The organism is Actinoplanes awajinensis subsp. mycoplanecinus (genome assembly GCF_001509495.1).
Lineage (GTDB): Bacteria > Actinomycetota > Actinomycetes > Mycobacteriales > Micromonosporaceae > Actinoplanes > Actinoplanes palleronii.
Genome location: NZ_LLZH01000305.1, coordinates 17,569 through 43,047, shown reverse-complemented (window position 1 = coordinate 43,047; position 25,479 = coordinate 17,569). Strand labels below are relative to the sequence as shown.

Genomic DNA, 25,479 nt, shown 5'->3' with positions numbered 1-25,479 from the left:
CAGCCCCGTCCGGGTCCTTCGGCCCTGCCACCGGGGACCGCCCGCGCGCCAGGCTGGTGACGGACACGAGGAGGGCATCATGACCAGCACGGCCTGGCGGGGTTTCCACGGCACGACGTGGCGCGAGACTGTCGACGTCAGCGCGTTCATCCGCGACAACGTGGAGCCGTACACCGGAGACGCGGAGTTCCTGACCGGCGCCACCGAGCGCACCACGCGGATCTGGGACCAGCTGAGCCGGATGTTCCCGGAGGAGCGCACCCGGGGCATCCACGACGTGGACGTGCACACCCCGTCCACGATCACCTCGCACGCGCCCGGCTACATCGACCAGGACGCCGAGCTGATCGTCGGCTTGCAGACCACCGCACCGCTGCGTCGCGCGATCATGCCGGCCGGTGGCCTGCGGATGGTGGAGAACGGCCTGGCCGCGTACGGCTACACGCTGGACCCCACGGTCCGGACGATCTTCAGCCAGTACCGCAAGACGCACAACGCCGGGGTGTTCGACGCCTACCCGGCGGACGTGCTCGCGGCGCGGCGCTCGCACATCATCACCGGCCTGCCGGACGCGTACGGCCGGGGCCGGATCATCGGCGACTACCGCCGGGTCGCCCTCTACGGCGTGGACCGGTTGATCGCGGACCGCAAGGCGCTCAAGGCCGCGCTCGACGACCGGACCAGCAGCGAGGACGTCATCCGCGACCGCGAGGAACTCGCCGAGCAGATCCGCGCCCTCGAGGACCTCCGCTTCATGGCCGGCCGGTACGGATACGACATCGCCGGCCCGGCCACCACCGGCCGCGAGGCGATCCAGTGGCTCTACTTCGCCTACCTGGCCGCGATCAAGGAGCAGAACGGCGCGGCCATGTCGCTCGGCCGCACCTCCAGCTTCGTCGACGTCTACCTGCAGCGAGACCTGGCCGAGGGCACCATCACCGAGGAGTCCGCCCAGGAGCTGATCGACGACTTCGTGATCAAGCTGCGGATCGTCAGGTTCCTGCGCACCCCGGAGTACGACCAGCTGTTCTCCGGCGACCCGACCTGGGTCACCGAGTCGCTGGGCGGGATGGACCGGGACGACCGCCCGCTGGTCACCCGGTCGAGCTTCCGGTACCTGCAGACGCTCTACAACCTGGGCCCCGCGCCGGAACCGAACCTGACGGTGCTCTGGTCGCCGCGGCTGCCGGACGGCTTCAAGCGGTTCTGCGCACAGGTCTCGATGGACACCAGCGCGATCCAGTACGAGAACGACGACCTGATCCGCCCGGCGTACAGCGACGACACCGCGATCGCGTGCTGCGTCTCGGCCATGCGGGTCGGCAAGGACATGCAGTTCTTCGGTGCCCGGGCCAACGTGGCCAAGGCGCTGCTCTACGCGATCAACGGCGGCCGCGACGAGCTGTCCGGGGAGCAGGTCGCCATCAAACAGCCGCCGGTGGAGAAAGACATCCTTGAATACCAGGATGTCATGGAAAAGTTTGACAAAATGCTCGACTGGCTGGCCGAAACCTACGTCGACGCGCTCAACGTCATCCACTACATGCACGACAAGTACGCCTACGAGCGGATCGAGATGGCGCTGCACGACTACCCGGTGCGCCGGATCCTGGCCACCGGGATGGCCGGCCTCTCGGTCGCCGCGGACAGCCTCTCCGCGATCAAGTACGCGCAGGTCAAGGCGCTGCGGGACGAGAACGGGCTGGTCGTCGACTACGCCGTCGACGGGGAGTTCCCGGCCTACGGCAACAACGACGACCGGGCCGACACGATCGCCGTCGACCTGGTCGAGCGGTTCATGGCGAAGATCCGCCGGCAGCCCACCTACCGCGGCGCCGAGCACAGCCTGTCGGTGCTCACCATCACCTCGAACGTGGTCTACGGCAAGCACACCGGCAACACCCCGGACGGCCGGCGGGCCGGCGAGCCGTTCGCGCCCGGCGCCAACCCGATGAACGGCCGGGACCGGCACGGGCTGGTCGCCGCGGCGCTGTCGGTGGCGAAACTGCCGTACCGCAGCGCCCGCGACGGCATCTCGCTGACCTCCACGGTCACCCCGAACGGCCTCGGGCACTCCCGGGACGAGCGGATCGGCAACCTGGTCGGCGTGCTCGACGGCTACACCGACGCGGGTGGCTTCCACCTCAACGTCAACGTGCTGGACCGGGCCACGCTCGAGGACGCGATGGTCCACCCGGAGAACTATCCGCAGCTCACCATCCGGGTCTCCGGCTACGCGGTGAACTTCGTCAAGCTCACCGCCGAGCAGCAGCGCGACGTCATCTCCCGCACGTTCCACGGGTCGCTGTGACCACCGGCAGCCTGCACTCGTTCGACGTCTCGACCGGCGTCGACGGGCCGGGGACGCGCTTCGTCGCGTTCCTGGCCGGCTGCCCGCTGCGCTGCCAGTACTGCCACAGCCCGGACACCTGGCACCGGCGCGCCGGGACGCCGACGACCGCCGACGAGCTGATGCGGGAGATCGCGCGATATGAGCGTTTCATCAAGGTGGCCGGCGGCGGCGTCACGGTGAGCGGCGGGGAGCCGCTGGAACAACCCGATTTTGTACGGGAGGTGCTGCGCCGCTGTCGCGAGAACGGGTTGCACACCGCGCTCGACACGAGTGGTTTCCTCGGGGACCGGGCCGACGACGAGCTGCTGTCGTACACCGATCTGGTGTTGCTCGACATCAAGTCGGGTGATCCCGCGACGTACCGGAAAGTGACCGGAACCGGTCGCCTGGAGCCCACCGTGCGGTTCGCCCACCGGCTCGCGGAGCGAGGCGTGCCGATCTGGGTGCGCTTCGTGCTGGTGCCCGGCCTGACCGACGCCGAGCCGAACGTGGCCGCGGTGGCCGAGCTGGCCGCCGCGGTGCCCACCGTCGAACGCGTCGAGGTGCTGCCGTTCCACCGCCTCGGCGCCGGCAAGTACCAGGCCCTCGGCCTGCCGTTCCCCCTCGCACAGACCGCGGCCCCGGATGCTGAGCTGCTAAAACGCGTGCAGGCTCAATTCCGGGACCGCGGCTTGGCAGTCTTTTAGAGCACGTGGGTCGCGGGGAGGACGATCCGGGCCGTCACGCCCGAGCCCGGCACGCTCTCCAGGCGCAGGCCGCCGCCCTGCGCCTGGGCGATCCGCCGGCTGATCGACAGGCCCAGCCCGAGCCCCGGCGCTTGGGCCAGCACGGCGTCGTCGCCGCGCAGGAACGGCGCGCCGAGCATCGCCAGCTCGCCCTCCGGGATCCCCTGACCGTGATCACGAACGGTCACGCTGGGCTGCGGGCAGGCCTCGACCACCACCTCGACCGGCTTGTCCTCGCCGAAGCAGAGCGCGTTGCTGATCAGGTGACCGACGGCCACCTCGAGCAGTCGCGGGTCCGCGGTGACCCAGACCTGGCCGGCCGGCAGGCTGGCGCGCACCCGCCCGGTCCGGTCGCCGATCCCGGCCAGCGCCGCCGTCACCACGGCGCCCAGGTCGACAAGCTGCCGCTCGCCGACCGGCTCGTGCATCTGCTGGTTGACCGCGCGCAGCAGGTTCTCCACCGTGCGGCAGAGCCGATCCGCGTTGCGGGTGATCGCGTCGACCCGGCGTTCGAACCCGGGTGAGATCGCCCCGGGCGTGTCGGTGAGCAGTTCCAGGTTGCCGCGGATCGACGCGAGCGGGGTACGGATCTCGTGCGAGATCGCCGAGACCACGTCATCCTGGTCGACCGCCATCGGGAACGCCCGGTTGGCCACCAGGTGCCGCAGCCCGGTCTCGGCGTCCACCCGGCGGGCGATCCGGGACAGCAGCCGGATGGTCGCGTCCATGTTGCGCCGCGGGGTGTCGTCGAAGACGCAGAGCGCGCCGACGATCTGCCCGTTGTGGTGCAGCGGGGCGGCGCCCAGGAACCGGACGTGCTCCGCGCCGCGGACCAGCGGGTGGGTGGAGAGCCGGGGGTCGGTGGTCGCGTCGCGGACCACCATGGTGTCGTTCGTCGCGGCCACCACGTCGCAGAGCGACATCGACTGCGGCACGTCCACCGCGGTCCGGATGCCCAGCGTCGCGGCGAAGTGCGCGGCGCCGCCACCGATCACCTTGAGCGCGGCCATCGGCACCTGGCAGGCCTCCGCGGCCAGTTCGAGAACCTCGGGAACCTCGGCCACCGCGGCCCGGTAGTGCTCGGCCTCGGAGAAGCGGCCCTCGGCCGGGCTGATCGTCGCCGGAACAGTCATCGTGTGCTCTCCCTCTGGTCCCTCCCCGTGTGGTGCAGTGGCGAAAATCGGCGGCCGGCCGGGCGCCCTTCGTGAACCCGGGGTTGCGATCGGGGAGCCGTCCTTTTCCGACATTGATAGGAACCTCTTTCACAGGCTGCAAGAACTTGCTACGGTCCGTTCACCCATGAACGCCGGATTTCCGGCTTGTGACGCCCCGTGGTCCTGGAGGCCCCCGTGTCCAGAATCTTCCGAAGAGTGCTCGCCGCGCTCTGCGCTCTTCCCCTGCTGGTGCTGGCCGCACCGGCGGCGCGCGCGGCGAACTCAGTGACCGTCTACTACCAGGCGCCCACCGCGTGGACGACCGTCAACATCCACTACGCGCCCACCGGCGGCGCCTGGACCACGGTCCCCGGCGTGGCCATGACCGCAAGTTCTTGCAGCGGCTGGCACCAGAAGGTGATCGACCTCGGCACCGCCGACGGCATGCAGGTCGTCTTCAACAACGGCTCCGGCACCTGGGACAACAACGGCGGCGCCAACTACCGCGTCGGCACCGGTGTGGTGACCGTTTCCGGCGGGGTGGTCGGCTCGACCACCCCGTGCTCTTCTTCGCCGACACCGACACCGACACCCACCCCCACGCCTACGGTGTCCGTTCCGCCGTCGACCAGTGGCGAGATGCTCGGCGGTGATCCGCGCAAGGACAGCATCTACTTCGTGATGACCGCGCGGTTCTACGACGGCGACACCACCAACGACCGGGGCGGCAGCCAGAACGTGACGTCCGGGAACGCGGCGAACCACGACCCGATGTTCCGCGGCGACTTCCAGGGGCTCGTCGACAAGCTCGACTACATCAAGGGGCTGGGCTTCTCGGCCATCTGGATCACCCCGGTGGTGCTGAACCGGTCCGATTACGACTACCACGGGTACCACGGCTGGGACTTCTACCGGGTCGACCCGCGGCTCGAGTCGACCGGGGCGTCCTACCAGCAGTTGATCGACTCGGCGCACGCCAAGGGCCTGAAGATCTACCAGGACGTGGTCTACAACCACAGCTCCCGGTGGGGCGCGAACGGCCTCTACACCCCGACCGTCTACGGCGTCCGGGACAGCCAGTGGAGCTGGTACTACAGCGAGAAGACGGCCGGCGCCCAGTACGACCCGATCGAGGAGGACAGCGCGGGCCGCACCTACAACGGCGACCTGTGGAGCACCACCGCGCCGGCCGGGAACACCTGCCCGAATTACGGCACGCCCACCGGCGGGAAGAGCAAAGAGGGCTACGCGCTCTACCACTGCCAATGGCCGTCGCCGACCGCCAAGATGTTCCCGGCCGACCTCTACCACCAGTGCTGGATCGGCAACTGGGAGGGCGAGGACTCCCGCTCCTGCTGGCTGCACGAGGACCTGGCCGATTTCAACACCGAGAACCCGGTCGTGCAGAAATACCTGATCGACGCGTACAACAGGTACATCGACATGGGCGTCGACGGATTCCGGATCGACACCGCCGTGCACATCCCGCGGGTCACCTGGAACCGCCGCTTCCTGCCCGCCCTGCACCAGCACCTGGTCGGCAAGTACGGCGCGGCCAAGGCCAACGACTTCTACGTCTTCGGCGAGGTCGGCGCGTTCGTCAACGACAAGTGGAACCGCGGCTCGGTCAACCACTCCGCACAGTTCTTCACCTGGAAGGAACGCCGGTCCTACTCCGACGACGACGTCGCCGCCGCACTCGAACAATTCAACTACGAAAACAACCTGGGTACGGGTAATCAGCCGACCAGCACGAACGCGTTCCTGAACGGCAACACCTACCACTCCCCCGACCGCAGCCAGTTCTCCGGCATGAACATCATCGACATGCGCATGCACATGAACTTCGGCGACGCGCAGAACGCGTTCTCCAACGGCAAGGACTCCGACGACTCGGTGAACGACGCCACCTACAACGCGGTCTACGTCGACTCGCACGACTACGGCCCGAACAAGTCGTCGACCCGCTACTCCGGCGGCACCGAGGCGTGGGCCGAGAACATGTCGCTGATGTGGACGTTCCGCGGCATCCCGACCCTGTACTACGGCTCGGAGATCGAGTTCCAGGCCGGCAAGCAGATCGACTGCGGCCCGTCCTGCCCGCTCGCCGGCACCGGCCGTGCCTACTACGGCGACAACCTGACCGGCACGGTCACCGCGAACGACTACGGCGTGGTCGCGGCGGCCACCGGAGCGGTCGCCACCACCCTGTCCCAGCCGCTGGTCAAGCACGTGCAGCGGCTCAACCAGATCCGCCGCGCCGTCCCGGCCCTGCAGATGGGCCAGTACTCCACCGAGGGCGTCTCCGGCGGCATGGCCTACAAGCGCCGCTACACCGCCGGCGGCGTCGACAGCTTCGCCCTGGTCACGGTCTCCGGCGGCGCCACGTTCACCGGCATCCCGAACGGCACCTACGCCGACGCGGTCACCGGCGACCGGAAGGTGGTCACCGGAGGCTCGCTGACCATCCCCCTGACCGGCAAGGGCAACCTCCGGGTCTACGTCCTCGACCAGCCCTCCACCCCGGCCCCCGGCAAGGTGGGCACCGACACGACGTACCTGAAGTAGCCGTTCGAGCGGCTCCGGTCGTACCGGAAAAGGGTTTTGGGGGTTGGCGGATAGCGGACAGAATCTTGCCCACGGCCCGGGGTATCGAAAAGGATTGGTATCCCGGGTACGAGGTGGCCCGCACATGACAAAACTCGACGACACCGCGGCTGACGCGTTCGCCACGACACTGACCAGGCTGCGAGAGACCCGGCAGCTCAGCAAGAAGGACCTGGCGGCGCGGATGGGGTTCGACCCCTCCTACGTCAGTCACGTCGAGGGTGGCCGCCACCGGCCGACTCTCGAGTTCGCCCGCCGGGCCGAGGTGGTCCTCGACGGCGGCGGCGCCCTGATGCGGACCTTCCAGGAACCCGGCACGGCCGCACCCGGCACGGCGGCCGGCTGGCCGATCGGCGGCACCGCGTCGCTGGGCAGCGAGCTCTTCGTCGAGCAGGAGGACTCCGACCTGCGCCTGGCCGACGACGGGTACTACGAGATCACCATCTCGCGCACGATCCGGAACATCGGGCAGCGGCCGCTCACCCGGTTCCCGACCCGGATCGAGGTGGACGCGTTCCCGGCCGACCCGGCCCGCTCGCACTCGTTCTACCGGGACAATCCGGTGACCCTGGCCGAGACCGCGTTCTGGGCCCGCTTCGACGGCGAGCCGACCGCGTGGCGGGTGGTCCGCGACCGGGACGCGTACAAGAAGATTGAGATCTTCTTCGAGCCGAGCCGGTCGTTGCGCCCGGTCTACCCCGGGCAGTCCGCGGTGGTGACCTGCGGATATCGCGTGCACCACCGCAAGTGGGGCGCCTGGTTCACCCGCGAGATCCGCTGGCCGACGATGCGGATCTCCGGCTCGCTCACCTTCCCGCGGCACACCGGCGCCCGGCTCTCCGGTCGCCGGGTGAGCTGGACCGGTGACCAGCCGCTGGGCGAGGCGCCGGCCCGGTCCGAGTCGGCCGACGGCACCGTGTTCACCTGGACGGTGACGTCACCGACGCTGGCCAACCTCTACCACTTCCAGTGGCGGTTCCACGGCCTCTGAGCGGTCAGGCGGCGGTGGACTCCCGGGGCACCAGGCGGCACGGCAGCTGCTCGACGCCGGAGCCGAGCTTGCCGTCGAACGCGGCCGCCAGCCGTTCCGCGGCCACCCGGCCCAGGGTCTCCAGGTTCATGTCGACACTGGACAGCGGCGGCTGCGAGCTGGCCGCCAGGATCTCCCAGTTGTCGAAGCCGAGGACCGCCACGTCCCGGGGCACCTCCAGGCCGGAGGAGTGCAGGGCGTCGATCACCCCGCGGGCGATCTGGTCGGAGCCGGCGAAGACCGCGTCGATCGCGTCGTGCCGGGCGAGCAGCATCCGGGTGGCGCTGCGGCCCCACTCCTCGGACCAGGCGCCGAAGTAGACCCGGTCACCGGCCAGTTCCAGGCCCTGCGCGGCCAGCTCCTGCCGGGCGCCGTGTGCCCGGTCGTGTGCCGCGCTGTAGGACGGGTCGCCGGTGATGTGCGCGATCCGCCGCCGGCCCACCTCGGTCAGGTGCCGGATCGCCAGCCGGCCACCGGCCACGTTGTCACTGACCAGCGAGAGGTCCTCCGGGTCGTCCGACGGCGCGTACGCGTAGACCACCGGCACCGGCAGGTCCCGCCCGATCGAGCGTCGCGGGTCGGGCCGGGCACCGACCACGATCAGCCCGTCCACCCGGCGGCTGAGCAGGGTCCGCAGGTGGTGCCCCTCGCGGACGGCGTCGCCCCGCGCGTCGCAGAGCAGCACGCTGGTCCGGTCGGCGCCGAACGCGTCCTCGGCCCCCATCAGGATCGGGATGGACAGCCGCCCCTCCAGGTCCGAGGTGAGCAGCCCGACCATCCCGGTACGCCCGGCCACCAGCCCCCGCGCGAGGGTGTTCGGCGAGTACGCCAGCCGCTCGGCGGCCTGCAGCACGTCGGCCCGGGTGGTGGTGGAGACGTGCCGGCGACCGTTCAGCGCCTTGGACGCGGTCGCCACCGACACCCCGGCGAGCCGGGCGACGTCGTGCAGGGTGGCGGGCCGCTTCGCTGTCATCGCTGCACAGAGTAGCGCCCGCCGTACTCCTATTCGTCGATGCCGGTCGCGGGTTCCGGATCGGGGCCGGGTTCCGGATCGGCTGCCGGCTCCGGCGCCGGATCGCTGAGCTGCTCCCGCAGGTAGCCCCAGATCACCGCGATGATGGCGGCCACCGGCACCGCGAGCAGGCTGCCGACGATCCCGGCCAGGTTGCCGCCCAGGGTCACCGCGAGCAGCACCACGGCGGCGTGCAGGCCCAGCCCGCGGCTCTGGATCATCGGCTGGAAGACGTTCCCCTCCAGCTGCTGGACCAGCAGGATGATGCCGAGCACGATCAGCGCCTTGACCCAGCCGGTGAAGACCAGCGCGATCAGCACCGCGACCAGGCCGGCCAGCACCGCGCCGACGATCGGGATGAACGCGGTCACGAACGTCAGCACGGCCAGCGGCAGCACCAGCGGGACGCCGACGATCCACAGGCCGAGACCGATGAAGACCGCGTCGAGCAGGCCGACGAACGCCTGCGAGCGGACGAACGAGCCGAGCGTGCTCCAGCTGCGGGTGGCGATCTCCGGCAGGTCGTCGCTGAGCCGGCCCGGCAGCTGGCGGCCGAGCCAGGGCAGGAACCGCGGCCCGTCCTTGAGGAAGAAGAACATCAGGAACAGCGCGAGGATCGTGGTGACCAGGCCGTTGACGATCGTGCTGACCCCGGTCAGGGTGGCCGTGGCGATGCTGCCCACGCTCTGCTGCAGCTTGTCCACCGCCTGGTCCAGCGCGCTGGAGACCTGGTCGTCGCGGATGTGCAGCGGCGGGCCGGACGCCCAGTCCCGGACCTGCTGGATGCCCTTGGTGATCCCGTCGGCGAGACTGTCGAACTCGCCGGAGACCGGCACCGCGATCAACACGATGATCCCGGCGACCAGGGCCAGGAACAGCACCGTGACCAGCGCGGCGGCCAGCGCCGGCGGCCAGCCGTGCCGGCGCAGGAACCGCACCGGGGGCCAGGTCAGCGTGGTCAGCAGCAGGGCCACGACCAGCGGCCAGAGGACCGACCAGGCCATCCCGAGCAGTTGCAGCACGACGTAGGTGAGAAACAGGATGAGCAGGGTCTGAGCGGAGACCCGGGCCGCGTTCTGCAGCGCCGCCCGGGTCTTCACAGTGCTCAAGGTGGGCCGCATGTGGATCACCTTACGGAACCCGGGCTCAGTTGACGGTGAACCAGGTCGCCCGGGACTTCTTCCACTCGGCGTGCGTCAGGTCCTTGGCCTCGGTGCCGTCGCCGTACAGGTCGGCGGCGCCGGCGTCGGTGACCAGCTGGGCCCGCGCGCCGGCCACGGTCAGGTCGGGCACCGCGACGATCGCTTCCCAGCCGCCCGGGTCCGCGGTGGGCAGCGAGCGCACCAGCACCGGGGCATGCGCGGCGACGCCGTCCCAGGAGTAGAGCGCGTACGGGTCGCTGTTGTCGTCGGCCGCCCAGGAGCCCGCGATGATCAGGTACTGGCCGGCCGCGTTCGCCCGGATGTCCCGGATGCTCAGCCCGGCCAGGTCCATCGTGATCGCCGCACCGAAGGTGGCTTTAACTCCCGAGGTCAGCTTGTCCAGGTTGGTCACCGGGACGAGCAGCGCGCGGCCGCCGATCAGCGGGGCCCGGAAACCGAGGTACGCCGTGCCGGTGCTGCCCGGCGCGAACTCCAGGCCCTCCAGGTTGAAGCCGTCGATCTGCTTCGGGATGTTGCCGGCCGCGGCGCCCGCCGCGAAGCCGTACCTGTTGCCGTTCGCCTGGTCCCAGGCGATCAGGTCGGCCCGCAGCCCGTGGTGGACGCCACCGAAGGTGAGCTGGGTGTTCGCGCCGGTGCCGGTGACCTTCGTGGTGAACAGCGCGGTGCGGTCCGGGCGCAGCTCGCCGCTCTTGCTGTTGCCCTGCGACCCGGCCCAGTAGACGGTGTCGCCGGTGCGGGCGGCCGCCTCCAGGTCCATCTCGATGCTGACACCGGCCTGGCCGCTGAAGTCCCAGGTGCGCACGGGCGCGCCGGAGGCGTCCCGGCGGTAGAGCCGCAGCACGTTGGTCTCGTCGTCGGCGGCGATCAGGTAGCCGTCACCGGCGTCGATCGCGGCCGAGGAGTCGCTCGCACCGGTCAGGTAGCGGGTGTCCGCCGCGTCCTGGACGGCCGCCGACGCCGCGTAGTGCAGCGTGGTGGTGGCCGACTTGCCGTTCGGCGCGGTGACCTTGAGGGTGAGGTCGGTGTAGCCACGGCCGCGCGGGGCGACCGCGATCTGCCGGGTGCCACCGGTCCCGGTGACCGTGACGTCCGCTGTGGTCGCGACCGCGGTCTTGCTGGAGGCCGACGCGGTCACGGTCAGGGCGTTCGCGTCGCCACCGGTCTGCGCGACGGTCACGGTCGCCGCCGGGTCACCGTTCCCACCGACAGACCCTGAGAGGTACGCGGTGGAGAGCCCGATCGTGGGCGTCGACGTGGGTTGACTGGCGCTCGGCGTCGGGCTGCCGGTCGGGCTGCTCGACGGGCTTGCGGTCGGGCTGCTGGTCGGCTGGGAAACGGCGCCGGGGGCCAGTGACACCCCGCGGAACGCCACCCCGCTCGCCGCCGTCGCCACCGTGCTCCGGCTGGAGATCGACGCCGTCGCCGCGGGCTTCGCCGTGTCGGTCAGCTGGACCAGGGTGTTCTTGGCACCGTCCCCGTTGATCCCGTAGAGCCGGGCGCTCGTCCCGTCCACCACCCCGGTCAGCCCGGTCCACCCGGACGTGCTGGAGATCTTCCCCCGGCTGGTCCACGCCGAGCCGTCCGACGAGTACTTGTAGACGCCGTCGCCCTCGCGCAGCACGTAGATGGTGTCCGAGCCGGTCACCGCCGCGTCCCGGTCGAGCAGCACGAACGAGACCGGGCCGGAGCCGTCCGCGCCGATCGGCACGACCCGGGTGGCGCTGCTCCCGGCCAGCCGGTAGAGCCCGGCCGAGCCCTTCTCGCTGCCGAACCAGACCGCGCCGTCGGCGAGCTGCACGGTCCGGGTGTTGTTCAGCGCGTCGCTGCCGCTCGCCAGCACGGTGCCGGTGGACGCACCGAGCGCCACGGAGACCAGCCCACCGGCCGGGGCGGCCGTCGCGCCGTGGCCGGTCACCCAGAACCGGGTGCCGTCGTCGGTGATCGCGCCGCGCACCTTCTCCTGCGTGAACGACGTGCCCAGCGTGGTGGACGAGTCCACGGCACCGGCCGCGTCGACCCGGGCCACCACGCGCGGGGCGGACGCGGTCGCGGCACCCGGGACGGCGGAGTAGCCGGCCAGAGTGACGTACCGGCCGTCGGCCGACCGGGCCAGGGCGCCTACCGCCGCCGAGTCGCCCTCGAGGGTGACCGGCTTGTTCGTACCGGAAAGGGCGGTCGGCAGGGTGATCGCGGCGCCGTCGGCGGCGCCGGTCCCGGTGACCCGGGCCAGGGTGATCCCGGTCGCCGCCGAGGTCACCCTGACCTGGGAGAGCAGGAGGTGGTCCGCGCCGGCGCCGGTGGCCGCCTCCGCCGTGGTCGTGACGGCGAGCGTCGTGCCGGCGGCGACGGCGACCGCGGAGGCGAGCGCCAGCCGCCGGCCAGTGTGCTGCGGGAGCAAAGAGGTGCCCTTCTGTGAACCTTCTTCAACGTCAGTTCACGCAGTCGACCGGCGGGTCACCAATCCACGATCAACGATGCTGGGCCGGCGGGTGAACGGTGGGGCAACACGTCCTCTCACGCCCCGGGCTTCTCACGTCCCGGGCTTCTCACGTCCCGGGCTTCTCACGTCCCGGGGCGGAACACGGTCACCACCACACTGTGCCGCTCGGCGCCGTCACCGGCGTCCTCGAGCCCGTCCACGATCTCCTCCATCGCCGCCGCGACCGCCGCCGCCTGCTCCGCGGTGAGCCGCAGGTTCCGGACCCGGAAGCCGGACACCTCGCCCGCGGCCGCCAGCTCGTCGGCGACCGCGTGCACCGCCACCGCGCGGTCCTCCGCCCCGGTGAGCACGAAGCGCCGGGCCGCGCGCAGGTAGTAGTGCTCGGTGCCGCCGCGCACCTGCCGGGTCTCCAAGATCCGCACCATCCCGGCCTGCTCCAGCACGCCCAGGTGGTGGGCGATGTTGCCCTTGCGCTGGTCGAGAGCCTTGGCCAGCTGGCTGATCGTCGCGGCCTGCTGACCGATCGCGAACAGGATCCGGTGCCGCAGCGGATGCCCGAGCGCCTTGTGCTGGGCCGGTGCGGTGATCTCGAGGTACTCGTCCACCGATCAAGAGTCAATGGTTCTTGACGCTTTGTCAATCGAAGTGCTTGACTGCCCTCACCGATCACCGAATCCGGGGGACCACCTTGCGCCAGGAAGAGATCACCAGCGTGCTGACCCAGCTCGCCGACCTGCTCGCCGAGCGATACGTGTTCCCGGACCTCGGGACGCGGATCGGCAAGCTGCTCACCGCCGACCGTTACCCGGGCGAGCTCACCGCCGCCGAGTTCGCCGACCGGGTCACCGCGGACCTCCAGTCGCTCAACGGCGACAAGCACCTGCGGCTGCTCCACAGCGAGGAGCCGCTGCGCGACGACATCGGCGACGAGGCGGCCGACCTCGCCGAGATGGCCGACTGGGCGGCGCGCACCGGCGGCGGCATCGGCCGGGTCGAACGCCTGGACGGCAACATCGGCCTCATCGAGATCACCCCGCTGCTGTTCCCGCCGTCGGTGGCCGGCGACGCGATCGCCGCCGCCATGACCCTGGTGGCCGGCTCGTCGGCGCTGATCCTCGACGTCCGCAACTGCCGCGGCGGCGCGCCGGACACCGTCACGTTCCTGTGCAGCTACCTGTTCGACCCGGAACCCCGCTACCTGAACGGCATCTACTTCCGCGCCGACGACTACACCAAGCAGCACTGGACCCTCTCCCACCTGCCCAGCCCCCGCTACGGCCCGGACCGCCCGGTCGCCGTCCTGACCAGCGCCACCACCTTCTCCGGCGGCGAGGAGCTGGCCTTCGACCTGCAGGAACACCACCGCGCCACCGTCATCGGCGAAACCACCCGGGGCGGCGCCCACCCCCGCGAGGCCTTCCGCCTCCACCCCCACCTGCAGGCCACGATCCCGATCGCCCGCTCGGTGAGCCCTCTCTCCGGCACCAACTGGGAAGGCACCGGCGTCCACCCCGACATCCCCACCCCGGCCGCCGAAGCCCTCCCCCGAGCCCTGACCCACCTGCGCACCCGCTGACCCCTCCGACCCGGCGCAGGCCCCACTCCCGACCGCCGCCGCTTCCAGGCCGCCGCCGCTCCCGGCCGCCCTTTTCCGGTACGAATACGGAAGGCTACGAGCCACGTCCCGCGGAGGCCTCACGCGACACCGCTCCCCTCCGGACCGCTACGCGCCTCCCGCGCCCCCGGCTGGCGCTCAGGGGTGTCTCAACGGGCCGGAGGCACCCCCTGAGGACCAGCCGGGGGCCGGGGGCGCGCTGCGGTCCGGGGTGACGACGGTCTCGCGCGGTGAGCGGGGCGGGGCGGGAGGCGCGGCTGGGCCTCGGGTGGCGCGGTGTCGCGGGCCGCAGCCAGGGGGCGTGGCTCGTGGCCTACGGACGGGCGCTCCGTATTCGTACCGGAAAAGGGCGGTCGGGAGCGGTGAAAAGCGGGAGGGATCAGCGGTGCCAGGGGCGGAGGCAGTGGTCGATCATGGCGAGTTGGCGGGTGGGGTCGACCATCGGGGAGGACATCACGGCGTTGACCTGTTGTCCGAGACAGATCGTGAACAGGACGTTCAGGACGTCGTCGACGGGTATCGCCGGGTCCAGCGTGCCGTCCGCGACCGCCTCGGCGAAGTAGCCGCGCAGCAGGTCGCCCCAGTAGTCGCCGAGGTCGGTCTGGGTCTTCTCCTCGAGGCCGGCGTTCGCGGCGAGCCGGCCCCAGAAGCCGACCACCACATGTGCCTCGTCCAGGGTCTCCTTGGTCAGCGGGAGGATCTCGCGGAGCATCGCGTAGGCGGCGTCCAGCCCGCGCAGCCCGGCGGTGGCCCGACCGATCCGGATGTTGGTCCGGTCGGTGATCCGCTGGTACGCCCCGGCCGCCACCTCGTCGAACCCGTCGAAGTAGTGCCACAGCGCTCCGGTGCCGATGCCCAGCTCGGCGGCGATCGCCCGGCTGGTGGCGGCGGCCAGCCCGTCGCGGGCGACAACCGTGAGGAACGCCTCGACGATCTCGGAGCGGCGCTGGTCGTGGTCGACGATCTTCGGCACGTTCGTCCTCCCCGCGCGCGAAACTGATCAGAAGGCTAACCAAGAGTGAATCAACCAGTCCACTTGTGCGTTCTGTTACGCCCTCGTAAATTCCGTAGCACACGGAGTCGTCACCCCCACCCCTGGTGACGGCTCCGCGTTTCGACAGGACCATCACGGCGCGATCCGCCGGGGTGGTCCGCAGGAAGGCCTGGAGGTCTACGCGTGACGTTCTACCGGCAGGTGGGCAGCATCCCGCCGAAGCGGCACACTCAGCACCGCCGGCCCGACGGCGGGCTGTACGCCGAGGAGCTGGTCGGCGAGGAGGGTTTCTCCTCCGACTCGTCGCTGCTCTACCACCGTGGCATCCCGTCGTCGATCGTCGACGCCCGCACCTGGGAACTGCCCGATCAGACGCTGACCGCGAACGCCCCGCTCGTCCCGCGGCACCTGCGCCTGCACGACCTGGAGTTCAAGGAGGCCGACCCGGTCCTCGGGCGCCGGCTGGTGCTGGGCAACGCCGACGTGCGGATCTCGTACGCGGTCTCCACCGCCCCGTCGCCGTATTACCGCAACGCGACCGGCGACGAGTGTGTCTACATCGAGCGGGGCAGCGCGACCGTGGAGACCGTGTTCGGCGCGCTCACCGTGGGCCGCGGCGACTACGTGATCATCCCGCGGGCCACCACGCACCGGTGGGTCCCGGCCGGCGCGGAGCCGCTGCGGACGTACGCGATCGAGGCGAGCTCGCACATCGCGCCGCCGAGCCGCTACCTGAGCCGGTACGGGCAGTTCCTGGAGCACTCGCCGTACTGCGAGCGCGACCTGCGCGGGCCGGTCGAGCCGCTGCTGGCCGAGGGCACCGACGTGGAGATCTACGTGAAGCACCGCGGTGGCGGGACGATCCACGTGGTGCCGGAGCATCCGTTCGACGTGGTCGGCTGGGACGGGTGCCTGTACCCGTACGCGTTCAACATCGCCGACTTCGAGCCGATCACCGGCCGGGTGCACCAGCCGCCGCCGGTCCACCAGGTCTTCGCCGGGCAGAACTTCGTGATCTGCAACTTCGTCCCGCGCAAGGTCGACTACCACCCGCTGGCCGTCCCGGTCCCGTACTACCACTCGAACGTCGACTCGGACGAGGTGATGTTCTACGTGGACGGCGACTACGAGGCCCGCAAGGGTTCCGGGATCGGCCTGGGCTCGATCTCGCTGCACCCGGGCGGGCATCCGCACGGCCCGCAGCCGGGCGCGGCCGAGGGGTCGCTGGGCGTGGAGTTCTTCGACGAGACGGCGGTCATGGTGGACACGTTCCGGCCGCTGGATCTCGGCGAGGCGGGTCTCGCGTCGGACGACGGGCGCTACGCCTGGTCCTGGTCCGGCCGTGGGCCCACGGCATGACCGCGCTGTTCGCCGGTTTCTTCGACGACGCCGCGCTGTTCCCGCCGGGCAACGCGCCGATGGCCGCCGCGGTCCCGGCCCATCAGGCCCGCAACGGTGACCTGGTCGGGCCGTTCGTGCTCCCGGCCACCCGGCTGGCCGAGGTCGGCCCGCACCTGCGGTCCGGCGGCCCCCCGCTGGACGTCGCGCTGATCGCCGCGCCCGCCGATCTGCCGGCCGCGGCCGCCGCGATCGCGGAAAATCCGGGATTGCGACTGGTCACGGTCGAGGCGAAGGTCGCGGTTGATGCCGCGCAGGCGCGTTCGACGGTACGGGTGACAGCCGCCCTGCTACCGCCGGACTGCACCGTGGCCGTCGAGGTGCCCCGCACCGACGGCCGGGACGAAGTCCTCGACGTGCTGGCCGGCACCGGCCTGCGGGCGAAGCTGCGCACCGGTGGCGTCCGCGCCGACCTGTTCCCCTCCCCCGCGGAGCTGGCCGCCACGATCCGGGCCTGCACCGACCGGGGAATCGCGTTCAAGTGCACGGCCGGGTTGCACCACGCGATCCGGCACACCGACCCGGTGACCGGTTTCGAGCATCACGGCTTCCTGAACGTGCTGCTCGCCGCCGACGAACCGGCCCACGCCGAGAAGCACCTGCGGCGCACCGACGGCGCGGAGATCGCGGCAGAGTTGCACAGCTGGTCGCCGGAGCGGGCCGCCCGGGCCCGCTCGGTCTTCACCTCGTTCGGCACCTGCGATGTCGCGGATCCCGTGCACGACCTCGTCCACCTCGGCCTGCTCCCGGAGAGAATCACCGTATGACCTGGCTCGACCTGCCCGCCGACACCGGCTTCGGCCTGACCAACCTGCCGTACGGGATCTTCTCGTCCGGCGCCGCCGACCTGCCGCGCACCGGCGTGGCGATCGGTGACCACGTCCTCGACCTGGCCGCGCTGACCGGCGATCCGGTGCACGCGACCGGCTCGCTGAACGCGTTCATGGCGCAGGGCCCGGAGTCCTGGGCCGCGCTGCGGGCGCAGCTCACCGCCTGGCTGACCGATCCGGCCCATCAGGAGCGGGTCACGGGGCACCTGCTGCCGCGGGCCGGCGTGACCATGCGGCTGCCGATCGAGGTGGCCGACTACGTCGACTTCTACAGCTCGCAGGACCACGCCGAGAACCTGGGCCGGATGTTCCGGCCCGGCTCACCGGCGCTCACCCCGAACTGGAAGCACCTGCCGATCGGCTATCACGGCCGGGCCGGCACCGTGCAGGTCTCCGGCACCCCGGTGACCCGGCCGCACGGGCAGCGCAAGGCGCCGGACGACGTGGCGCCCACGTTCGGGCCGTCGCGGCGGCTGGACATCGAGGCCGAGGTCGGTTTTGTGGTCGGCGTGCCGTCGGCGCTCGGCACGGCGGTGACGGTGCGCGACTTCCCGTCGTACGTCTTCGGGGTCTGCCTGGTCAACGACTGGTCGGCGCGGGACCTGCAGGCCTGGGAGTACGTGCCGCTCGGCCCGTTCCTGGGCAAGTCGTTCCTGACGTCGGTGTCGCCGTGGGTGGTGCCGCTGGCCGCTCTCGCGACGGCCCGGGTGGCGGCGCCTGCCCGCGACGTCGCACTGCTGCCCTATCTCGAGGACGCCGGCGAGCCGTGGGGCCTGGACCTGTCGCTCGAGGTGCGGCTGAACGGGGCGGTGGTGAGCCGGCCGCCGTTCGGGCGGATGTACTGGACCGCGGCCCAGCAGCTGGCGCACATGACCGTGAACGGGGCGTCGCTGCGCACCGGTGACCTCTTCGCGTCCGGGACGGTCAGCGGGCCGGAACCCGATCAGCGCGGCTCGTTGATCGAGTTGTCCTGGAACGGCGCGGAACCGCTGAAACTTCCGGACGGTTCGACCCGGTCATTCCTGGAGAACGGCGACCAGGTGACGATCACCGCTTTCGCGCCGGCTGCGGACGGCACCCGGATCTCTTTCGGAGAAGTGACCGGCCGGGTCGTCGGAAAATAACAATTCCCGAAAAACGATTGTGGCCCGGTTCCTGTCATCGGATGACGACAGGAACCGGGCTCCCCCCAATAAGGTCTTTTATCGCCGCGGCACGGCGTGCAATTCAGCGGTGGCGCGCCGGCCGTCCGCCGGGACCGCGAACAGCTGGACGACCGCCGGCCAGAGTTCGTCGCCGGGCTGCACCGCGTCCGGCGCGCAGCCCGGGCACAGGTGGGTCAGGGGCTGGCCGGGCCCGTCGAGCGGGATCATCGGACCAGCAGCGTGTAGTTCGGGGCGACGCCGGTGCGGCACCGGTAGGACACCCAGACCTGCTTGGCCACGCCGTCCGCGCCGACCCGCGCGCACTCCGCCTGCGGGTTGCTGACCTGGTTGTACAGCGCGGTGTAGACCATCGTCTCGGTGGCCGACGCGGTGCTGCGCGGCGTGTAGGTGATCACCAGGTCCTCGCCGGCGACACCCTGGTGGGTGGTCGGGGCGGACCAGAGGCCGGCCGCCTCGCCGGCGGCGCCGATCGCAGCGGCCCGGCCGAAGCCGTAGGTGCCGAGGTCGTCGGTCACGGTGCACGGCGCGGCCTGCGCGGCACTCGGGAGCAGGACGGATCCGATGATGCCGGCGAGCACGATACTACGCATTTCTCAGTCCTTTTCTGAATTCGCCGCGAGGGTCACCCGCGGACGCTGGGAGAGGAACCTCCGGATGGTTCTTCATCCGGCCGGTGACATTCGACCCAGGACTGAACATACACGGGAACCACGCGCACATATCGTGCGCCCCCGAGAACAATCTGTTAAGTATTAACGTTCGTTAAGCAATAATGACTGTCGTTAACCCTGAATGTGGTCCAGCAGCGTGGCGAGCGGGCCCGGGCGGGCCGCGGCGACATTCACGCCGGCCCACAGGTTCAGGGCACCAGCGTCGCCGAGGCGGGCCGCGGCGGCCCGGATCGGCGCGGTCAGGTGGTGGACCGCCGGGTAGCCGACCGGCGCGATCGCCGAATACGTGTCGACGAAGCGGTTGCGCAGCGCCCGGGCCGGCTGCCCGGTGAACGCCCTGGTCACCACGGTCGGCCCCGGGTCACCGGACTGCATCACGGCGCGCTGGGCCGGGCGGGTGCCGGCCTCGTCGGCGAGCAGGAACGCGGTGCCGCACTGGACCGCGGCGGCACCCGCGGCGAGCAGGCCCGGGACGTCCCCGCCGCCGGCCGCGAGCACCGGCAGCCCGGTGACCGCACGCACCTCGGCCAGCACCTCGGCCGCGGACCGGTCCCCGCGGTACGTGGCCGGGCTGAGCGTCGACGAGTGGCCGCCGGCCGTACCGCCCTGAGCGATCAGCGCGTCCGGCTCGACGGCCAGTGCGCGCCGGGCCTCGTCCTCGGTCGTCACGGTGATCAGCACCGCGCTGCCGGCCGCGCGCAGGGCTCGCACGGTCGCCACGGACGGCACCCCGAACGTGAAACTGACGACCGGGACCCGGTACGTGACGGCCAGGTCGACCTTGGCCGCGTAGTGGTCGTCGTCGGTCAGCCGGAGCGGGGGCAGCTCCACCCCGTAGCGGTCCGCCTCGGGGCGCAGGGCCTCCCGGTAGCGCTCCAGCTCGGCCGGTTCGGCGGGGGACGGTGTCGGGACGAAGAGGTTCAGCCCGTACGCGTTCGCACTCACCGCGCGGACCTCGGCCTCGACCGCCTCCGGTGTCTTGTAGCCGGCGGCCAGGAAGCCCAGCGCACCGGCCCGGGCCGCCGCGATGACCAGCTCAGGCGTCGTCGGGCCACCCGCCATCGGCGCCACCACGACCGGCCGCAACAACTCGCGCACGACTCGACGCTACTCCTGGTCGGCCATCACCCGGTTGCGTCCGGCCTCCTTCGCCCGGTAGAGCGCGTGGTCGGCCCGGGCGAGCAGCTCGTCGAGCGTGTTGCTCTCGTCGACCAGCCGGGTCAGCCCGATGCTGATGGTGATCGTGAGCGGGCCGGCCTGTGTCGGCACCGGTTCGCCGCCGACCGCGATCCGCACCCGCTCGGCCAGCTCGAACGCCTCTCCCTCGTGGTCCGGCAGCACGATCGCGAACTCCTCGCCGCCGTAGCGGCCGAGCACGTCCGAGTGCCGCAGCACGGCCCGGATCCGCCGCGCCACGGTGCGGATCACCTCGTCACCCACCCCGTGCCCGTACGTGTCGTTCACGTTCTTGAACTTGTCGATGTCGAGCATGGCCGCCGCGAGCGGGCGCCCGTTGCGGGCCGCCGCCTGCACCAGCGCGCCGGCCACCGCGTAGAAGTGCCGCCGGTTGTGCTGCCCGGTCAGCTCGTCGGTGGTGGCCAGCTCCTGCACCCGGCTGAACAACCGGGCGTTCTCGTACGCGGTCATCCCCTGGGTGGCCAGCGCGGCCGCCACCTGCCGGCTGGTGTCGTCCAGCCCGGCGCCGCCGACCAGCACCACCCCGGCCCGCCCGTCCCGGCCGTCCAGCGGCACCGCGAGCGCGGTCGGGTCGCCGGCCAGCAGGCGTTCGCGCAGCCCGCCGGTGCCGGCCGGGTCCAGCAGCACCGGCACCTCGAAGCCGGCCAGCAGGGCCACCTCCTCCGGGGTGAGCCGCGCGCCGGCCACCTCCTCCGGTTCCAGCACCTCGCCGTCCGGGGCGACCAGGCAGCTCGAGCCGGCGCCCAGCGACGCCTGCAGGGTGCCGCTGAGCCGGCGCAGCAGCCGGTCCGGTTCCAGGATGCCGGTCAGCTCGGCCAGGCTGGCCCGCAGCATCTCGGCGATCGCCTGCTGCTGCTGGGCGGCCTGCACGGCCAGGTTCAGCTGGGCCGCCCGCGCGGTCTCCAGGGAGACCGCGACGTGGCTGCTGACCGCGGTGAGCACCTCGACGTCCTCGTCGGTGAAGATGCCCCGGGCCAGCCGGCTGTCCAGGTAGACCGCGCCGATCAGCCGGCCCTTGAACTGCACCGGCGCGACCAGGATGCTGCGCAGCCCGTGCACCACGGCACTGCGCGAGCCGAGCGCGGCGCCCTGCTCGGTGCCGGTGACCACGACCGCCTCGCCGGACTCGACGACCCGGCGGACCAGCGTGGTGCCGTAGTCGATCGTCGCGCTGAGCTCGCCGTCGGCGTCCCGGCCGGCGTACCGGACCGGCTCACCGGCGTCGTCGAGCAGGAAGAACAGCGCCCGCTCGGCGCCCAGGATGCGCAGCGTCTCGTCCAGCGCGACCTGGGCCAGCTGCTGCGGGTCGAGGACCGTCGCGGCGGCCGTGCTGACCTGCTGCAACGCCTCCAGGCGGCGGTTGCGACCGGCGCCACCGCCCCCGCCACCGCCCCGGCGCTCGGCGACCGTGCGCCGGTGCGTGCTGGCACCCTCGTCCACGCCGAACTCGGTACGGGTCTGCCGCCGCCGCTGCTCCCAGCCGTAGAACGTGGCGAGCGCCAGCGCGGAACGGGCCTGCCGCTCGGCCTCGTGGATCTGACCGAGCGACCGCAGCGCGCGGGCCCGGATCCGGTACAGCTCGTACTGCGCCAGCGGGGCGTCCAGGGCCCGGGCGGTCTTCTCCACCTCGTCGGCCAGCGTGACACTGCGCGCGTGGTCGCCGGTGAGCTGGCAGAGCGAGGCCTGCGCCATCGCGTAGACCAGCTTGATCAGCGGCGAGCCACCGATCCTGCCGAGCTCGCGGATTGCCTGGACGGCCGCCGCCTGCCGGAGCGGGCGCTCCTCGTCGCTGGCGTAGCGCAGCCGGATCAGCTTGGCGTGCGCGTGGAACACGAAGATCCACTTGTGCTGGACCATCAGGTCGCGCCGGCGCAGCCCGATCTCTTCGAACTCCGCCATCAGCTGGTCGAACGGCTCGCCGACCTCGCCCTGCTCGAGCAGCACGCAGGCGGCCGCGGTGAGGTTGTTGAGCCGCTGCACCCGGGTGCCGGCGCCGTCCGGGAACGCCTCGCGCAACTTCTGCAGGGCGGCCGCGGCCTCGCCGAACCGGCCCTGGTAGGCCGGGATCATGGCGCCCAGCATGCCGAGCGAGGTGCCCTGGGCCTGCTCCGGGTCGCCCAGCGCGCGCAGGCCCCGCTCGTACTCGCGCTCGGCGTCCACCGAGTAGCCGCGCAGCATCATCCGCAGGCCCTGTGAGGCGTGGCCGGGGAGCAGCTGGGCGGGTTCGTACCAGCGGGCGTTCTTGCTGATCGCCTTCTCCCAGGCGGTGCCGTCGTCGTACCCGCCGAGCAGCATGGCGCAGCCACGGATCCACTCGACGTAGGCGATCAGCGCCGGATCGCCCAGCTCGGTGGCGACCTTGGTGGCCCGGCGCAGGCAGCGGTCGCCGGTGCCGCGCAGCTTGGCCAGCGAGGTGACGTAACCGATCAGGGCGTAGACCCGGGCGTACTCCGGGCTGGGGCCGAGGCGGTTGACCGCGTACAGCGAGCGCAGCGCGAAGACACCGGCCTCGCGCAGCCGGATACCGACCGCGGCGGCGTAACCCCCGGCGTCCAGGACCGCGGTCAGCACGGCGAGCGCTTCGCGCTGCTGTCCAGCGGCATTGCCGAAACCGATCCGGGTACGCCGGACCAGGCCCCCGGCCAGTGCGTACGCCAGCGTCGACAGCACCAGCAGCAGGCCGTTGCCGGGCAGCGGCCGGCCCAGCTCGGTCAGCGCGTCCTGCGCGGCCTCGAGCGCGCTGGTGTCGTTCCAGACCGTGTGGTGCAGCTCGATCCGGGTGGTGAACAGCCGCGCCCGCTGCAACCGGTCCGGCTCGGTGGCCAGCGCCCGTTCCAGCGTCTCGTCGGCCTCGGCGAACCGGCCGGCCCGCAGGTAGGCCTGGGCGAGCGGGTGCAGCAGCGCGGTGCCCGGATCCGGGTCGCCGTCGATCGCGTCGGCGAGGTACCCGATCGCCTCACCGGGCGCCTGGTCGGCCAGCGCCTGCAGCCCCGCGACCGCCGCGGTACGCCGGCGAGCCTCCGCCGGTGCGGCGGCGCCGGCCCGCTGGTAGTGGCGGGCCACGGTGTACGCGTGCGCCTCGTCCCGCAGCTCCGGCGGCAGCTCCTCGAGCGCGGCGGCCAGCGCGGCGTGCCGCCCGGCCAGTTCCCCGGCGTCGATCCGCTCGAGCAGGTTGTCGCGCAGCTGGGGGTGCACGAACGCGTACCAGCCGCCCGGGCGCACCTCGAGCACGTGCCGGTCGATGCCGGTCTCCAGCGCGGTGAGGGCCCCCTCGTCCCCGCTGCCGGGCAGCCCCTCGGGACGGAACCGGACACCGGCCACCGCGGCCGTGGTGAGCCGGTCGAGGACCGGCTCGGACAGCCCGGTCAGCCGGGCGGCGAGCAGGTCGCGGACCCCGGCGGCGGACGGCAGCGCGTCGGCGCCCGCGGTGTCCAGCCGCCAGGTGCCCCAGAGCGGGCCGAGCAGGCCCGCGTCGAGCAGCCGCATCAGGTAGCTGACCACGGCGAGCGGGGTCCCGTCGGTGCGGACCGTGACGTGCCGGGCCAGCTCGGCCGGCACGTCGGCGCCGGGCAGCCGGGACGCGACCACCTCGGCCACCGCGAGCGCGGGCAGCGGGGTGCAGGTCAGCTCCAGGGTGCCGGGTACGCCCAGGTCCAGGCCGGTCGGCGCGGGGCTGTTCGCGCCGCTGTTCTCGGTCAGCAGCACCAGCATCGGCAGGCTCGGCAGGTCCGGGGCGAGCACGGCGAGCATCTGGCGGGTGGCGGCGTCCAGCAGGTGGGCGTCGTCGACCACCAGGATCAGGCCGCCGGCCCGGCGGGCCAGCTCGCCGAGGAAGGCCGCCCCGGCCGCGAAGACGTGCTCGTCGCCGGCGGTGACCGCGCCGGTCGCGTCGAGCAGACCCAGGTCGCCGAAGAGCTTGACCACCTGGGCGACGCCGGCCACCGCGGCGGACTCGACGATGTTGTGCTCGGCGACGGCCCGGGCCTCGCCGGGCATCCGGCGGATCCGGGCCAGGGAGGCCTCGACCGCCTCGCGCACCACGGCGAGCGGGGCCGGCTCGTCCGGCCGGGACGTACCCCAGATCATCGGGCAGCCGTCCGCCGCGGCCAGACCGGCGGCGTGCTCGGCGAGCCGGGTCCGGCCGGAGCCGGGCCCGCCGCGGATCACCACGACACCGCCCAGCCCGGCGCGGGCCCGTTCCCAGCGGCGGCTCAGCCGGTCCGCCTCGGCGTCCCGGCCGCACATCGGCCACCGGCTGGCGGCGGGCTGTTCGGCGGCCGCGCCACCCGGGGCGCCCCGCAGCGCGTCGAGCACGGCCGCGGCGTCCGGGTAGCGGTCGTCCGGGTCCTTGGCGAGCAGCCGGTGCACCACGGCGGCCAGCACCGGGTCGACGTCCGGCCGGCGCTCCCGGATGTCCGGTACCGGGGCGGCCAGGTGCAGCCGCAGCAGCTCGCCGACGTCGTCGGCCTCGAACGGCAGCCGGTTGGTCAGGCACTCGAACAGCACCACGCCGAGCGAGTACAGGTCGGAACGGCCGTCGACCGGGCGGCGCAGCATGCCGGACTGTTCCGGCGAGGTGTAGAGGAAGGTGCCGACCGCCTCCTCGGAGTCCTCGCGGACGTCCCGGCCGAGCTGCGCCAGGCCGAAGTCGATCAGCTTGGCCCCGCCGTCCTTGGCGATCATGATGTTGTCCGGCTTGATGTCCCGGTGCACCAGGCCGACCCGGTGCGCGGCGGCCAGCCCGCGGGCCAGCTGGGCGGCCAGCTCGACGGTCCGCTCCTGGGTGAGCACCCCGTAGACGAGCAGTTCGGAGAGCGCGCCGCCGGACAGGTGCTCGAGGACCAGGCCGGGCATCCCGTCGATCTCGCCGACCGCGTGCACGCCGACCACGCCGGGGTCGTTGATGCAGGCCAGCAGGGCGGCCTCGCGCTGGAAGGCGGTGCGGAGCTCCGGCAGTTCACCGGCGTCCGGCAGCGGGCGCTTCAGCGCGTAGTCACGGCCGTCGCGCCGGGCGTGGTGCACCATGGTGAACGCGCCACGACCGAGCTCGTCGACCACGTCGAGGCCGGTCAGCTCAGCGGCGTGCAGCCCAACCGGGCGCACCTGGGGGGATTCGGTCACCTA

Annotated in this window: 18 protein-coding genes; 8 read left to right on the top strand and 10 right to left on the bottom strand. The window is 72.0% G+C overall.

The window, feature by feature from the left end; genetic code table 11:
- Window positions 1–79 precede the first annotated feature (79 nt).
- Window positions 80–2,311, top strand: a complete 2,232-nt coding sequence (pflB, locus tag ADL15_RS37435) for a formate C-acetyltransferase (protein WP_067701645.1) — start codon at window positions 80–82, stop codon at window positions 2,309–2,311.
- Window positions 2,308–3,039, top strand: a complete 732-nt coding sequence (pflA, locus tag ADL15_RS37430; RefSeq protein ID WP_067701643.1) for a pyruvate formate-lyase-activating protein — start codon at window positions 2,308–2,310, stop codon at window positions 3,037–3,039. Before pflB ends, pflA begins: the two co-directional genes overlap by 4 nt.
- On the opposite strand, the gene ADL15_RS37425 is transcribed toward pflA, so the two are convergent.
- The gene (locus ADL15_RS37425) at window positions 3,036–4,211 is read right to left on the bottom strand and encodes a GAF domain-containing sensor histidine kinase (protein ID WP_067701641.1); all 1,176 of its coding nucleotides are present in this window, start codon (window positions 4,209–4,211) and stop codon (window positions 3,036–3,038) included. The two genes, pflA and ADL15_RS37425, sit on opposite strands and share 4 nt — an antisense overlap.
- A gap of 216 nt (window positions 4,212–4,427) precedes the next feature.
- Here ADL15_RS37425 and ADL15_RS37420 point away from each other — a divergent pair, with 216 nt between their 5' ends.
- Window positions 4,428–6,800, top strand: a complete 2,373-nt coding sequence (locus ADL15_RS37420) for an alpha-amylase family glycosyl hydrolase (RefSeq protein ID WP_198171182.1) — start codon at window positions 4,428–4,430, stop codon at window positions 6,798–6,800.
- Between the two features lie 124 nt (window positions 6,801–6,924).
- Window positions 6,925–7,830, top strand: coding sequence for a helix-turn-helix domain-containing protein (locus tag ADL15_RS37415; RefSeq protein ID WP_067701630.1), 906 nt, complete (start codon window positions 6,925–6,927; stop codon window positions 7,828–7,830).
- 4 nt (window positions 7,831–7,834) lie between these two features.
- Here ADL15_RS37415 and ADL15_RS37410 read toward each other — a convergent pair whose 3' ends face one another.
- From ADL15_RS37410 to ADL15_RS37395, 4 genes are all read right to left on the bottom strand, one after another.
- Window positions 7,835–8,842, bottom strand: coding sequence for a LacI family DNA-binding transcriptional regulator (locus ADL15_RS37410; protein WP_067701627.1), 1,008 nt, complete (start codon window positions 8,840–8,842; stop codon window positions 7,835–7,837).
- 29 nt (window positions 8,843–8,871) lie between these two features.
- The gene (locus ADL15_RS37405) at window positions 8,872–10,002 is read right to left on the bottom strand and encodes an AI-2E family transporter (RefSeq protein ID WP_067701623.1); all 1,131 of its coding nucleotides are present in this window, start codon (window positions 10,000–10,002) and stop codon (window positions 8,872–8,874) included.
- A gap of 25 nt (window positions 10,003–10,027) precedes the next feature.
- Complete coding sequence (locus ADL15_RS54670) at window positions 10,028–12,442, bottom strand: DUF3616 domain-containing protein (RefSeq protein ID WP_198171181.1); 2,415 nt, start codon at window positions 12,440–12,442, stop codon at window positions 10,028–10,030.
- A 164-nt stretch (window positions 12,443–12,606) separates the two neighbouring features.
- Window positions 12,607–13,089, bottom strand: a complete 483-nt coding sequence (locus ADL15_RS37395) for an ArsR/SmtB family transcription factor (protein WP_067701621.1) — start codon at window positions 13,087–13,089, stop codon at window positions 12,607–12,609.
- A gap of 83 nt (window positions 13,090–13,172) precedes the next feature.
- Between ADL15_RS37395 and ADL15_RS37390 the strand changes: the two genes are divergently transcribed.
- Window positions 13,173–14,060: a S41 family peptidase gene (locus ADL15_RS37390; protein ID WP_067701614.1), complete on the top strand. Its 888-nt coding sequence runs from the start codon at window positions 13,173–13,175 to the stop codon at window positions 14,058–14,060.
- A gap of 418 nt (window positions 14,061–14,478) precedes the next feature.
- Here the strand turns inward: ADL15_RS37390 and ADL15_RS37385 are convergent, their stop codons facing one another.
- On the bottom strand, window positions 14,479–15,072 hold the full coding sequence (locus tag ADL15_RS37385; protein ID WP_067701613.1) for a TetR/AcrR family transcriptional regulator: 594 nt from the start codon (window positions 15,070–15,072) through the stop codon (window positions 14,479–14,481).
- Between the two features lie 204 nt (window positions 15,073–15,276).
- On the opposite strand from ADL15_RS37385, the gene ADL15_RS37380 reads away from it, so the two are divergent.
- The 3 genes from ADL15_RS37380 to fahA are packed head-to-tail and all read left to right on the top strand — an operon-like array spanning window position 15,277 to window position 18,445.
- Window positions 15,277–16,452, top strand: a complete 1,176-nt coding sequence (locus tag ADL15_RS37380; protein ID WP_067701612.1) for a homogentisate 1,2-dioxygenase — start codon at window positions 15,277–15,279, stop codon at window positions 16,450–16,452.
- Window positions 16,449–17,258, top strand: coding sequence for a hypothetical protein (locus tag ADL15_RS37375; RefSeq protein ID WP_067701610.1), 810 nt, complete (start codon window positions 16,449–16,451; stop codon window positions 17,256–17,258). Before ADL15_RS37380 ends, ADL15_RS37375 begins: the two co-directional genes overlap by 4 nt.
- Complete coding sequence (gene fahA / locus ADL15_RS37370; RefSeq protein WP_067701607.1) at window positions 17,255–18,445, top strand: fumarylacetoacetase; 1,191 nt, start codon at window positions 17,255–17,257, stop codon at window positions 18,443–18,445. The genes ADL15_RS37375 and fahA overlap by 4 nt, the downstream gene beginning before the upstream one ends.
- 78 nt (window positions 18,446–18,523) lie before the next feature.
- Here fahA and ADL15_RS53495 read toward each other — a convergent pair whose 3' ends face one another.
- The 4 genes from ADL15_RS53495 to ADL15_RS37355 all read right to left on the bottom strand — a co-directional run bounded on the left by ADL15_RS53495 (window position 18,524) and on the right by ADL15_RS37355 (window position 25,476).
- Entirely contained in the window at window positions 18,524–18,694 is a 171-nt protein-coding gene (locus ADL15_RS53495; RefSeq protein ID WP_157441838.1) for a hypothetical protein, read from the bottom strand.
- Window positions 18,691–19,077 (bottom strand): hypothetical protein, encoded by a 387-nt coding sequence (locus ADL15_RS37365; protein ID WP_083972258.1) that lies wholly within the window; start codon window positions 19,075–19,077, stop codon window positions 18,691–18,693. Before ADL15_RS37365 ends, ADL15_RS53495 begins: the two co-directional genes overlap by 4 nt.
- Window positions 19,078–19,269: 192 nt before the next feature.
- Window positions 19,270–20,256 carry a nitronate monooxygenase gene (locus ADL15_RS37360; protein WP_083972257.1) on the bottom strand — a complete coding sequence of 329 codons (987 nt, stop codon included), beginning with the start codon at window positions 20,254–20,256 and terminating at the stop codon, window positions 19,270–19,272.
- Between the two features lie 9 nt (window positions 20,257–20,265).
- Window positions 20,266–25,476 carry a diguanylate cyclase gene (locus ADL15_RS37355; RefSeq protein WP_067701602.1) on the bottom strand — a complete coding sequence of 1,737 codons (5,211 nt, stop codon included), beginning with the start codon at window positions 25,474–25,476 and terminating at the stop codon, window positions 20,266–20,268.
- Window positions 25,477–25,479 lie beyond the last annotated feature (3 nt).

Bases quoted from the DNA above. Each gene is read 5' to 3' on its own strand.
- pflB (WP_067701645.1), top strand. From the start codon at position 80: ATGACCAGCACGGCCTGGCGGGGTTTCCACGGCACGACGTGGCGCGAG.
- ADL15_RS37425 (WP_067701641.1), bottom strand. From the start codon at position 4,211: ATGACTGTTCCGGCGACGATCAGCCCGGCCGAGGGCCGCTTCTCCGAG.
- ADL15_RS37415 (WP_067701630.1), top strand. From the start codon at position 6,925: ATGACAAAACTCGACGACACCGCGGCTGACGCGTTCGCCACGACACTG.
- ADL15_RS37410 (WP_067701627.1), bottom strand. From the start codon at position 8,842: ATGACAGCGAAGCGGCCCGCCACCCTGCACGACGTCGCCCGGCTCGCC.
- ADL15_RS37405 (WP_067701623.1), bottom strand. From the start codon at position 10,002: ATGCGGCCCACCTTGAGCACTGTGAAGACCCGGGCGGCGCTGCAGAAC.
- ADL15_RS37375 (WP_067701610.1), top strand. From the start codon at position 16,449: ATGACCGCGCTGTTCGCCGGTTTCTTCGACGACGCCGCGCTGTTCCCG.
- fahA (WP_067701607.1), top strand. From the start codon at position 17,255: ATGACCTGGCTCGACCTGCCCGCCGACACCGGCTTCGGCCTGACCAAC.
- ADL15_RS53495 (WP_157441838.1), bottom strand. From the start codon at position 18,694: ATGATCCCGCTCGACGGGCCCGGCCAGCCCCTGACCCACCTGTGCCCG.
- ADL15_RS37365 (WP_083972258.1), bottom strand. From the start codon at position 19,077: ATGCGTAGTATCGTGCTCGCCGGCATCATCGGATCCGTCCTGCTCCCG.